Origin of the sequence: Pseudomonas psychrophila (assembly GCF_001043005.1) — a bacterium.
Lineage (GTDB): Bacteria > Pseudomonadota > Gammaproteobacteria > Pseudomonadales > Pseudomonadaceae > Aquipseudomonas > Aquipseudomonas psychrophila.
Map to the genome: position 1 here is coordinate 1 of NZ_JYKZ01000083.1, position 600 is coordinate 600.

Annotated in this window: 1 protein-coding gene; it reads left to right on the forward strand. The window is 58.3% G+C overall.

Translation table 11 applies throughout. From position 1 onward, the window contains the following. On the forward strand, positions 1-600 hold a 600-nt coding region (locus TU76_RS24190), incomplete at both ends, for an alpha-amylase family glycosyl hydrolase (protein WP_048352684.1).

Below are 600 nucleotides of genomic sequence, written 5' to 3' on the forward strand. Positions count from 1 at the left end.
CGGGCCAATATTTCTGGCACCGGTTTTATTCCCACCAGCCGGATCTGAACTTCGATAATCCGCAAGTCATGAAAGAAGTGCTGTCCGTGATGCGCTATTGGCTGGACATGGGCATCGATGGCCTGCGCCTGGACGCCATTCCCTATCTGGTCGAGCGCGATGGCACCAATAACGAAAACCTGCCGGAAACCCACCAGATTCTTAAACAGATCCGCGCCGAGATTGATGCCAACTACCCTGACCGCATGCTGCTGGCCGAGGCCAATCAATGGCCGGAAGACACCCAGCAGTATTTCGGCGACTCCGATGGCATCAACGGCGACGAATGCCACATGGCCTTTCACTTTCCGCTGATGCCGCGCATGTACATGGCGCTGGCCCAGGAAGACCGTTTTCCGATCACCGATATCCTGCGCCAGACCCCGGAGATCCCGGCGAATTGTCAGTGGGCGATCTTCTTGCGCAACCACGACGAGCTGACCCTGGAGATGGTGACCGACAAGGAGCGTGACTACCTGTGGAATTACTACGCCGCCGATCAGCGGGCCCGGATCAACCTGGGGATTCGCCGACGTCTGGCGCCGTTGATGGAGCGCGATC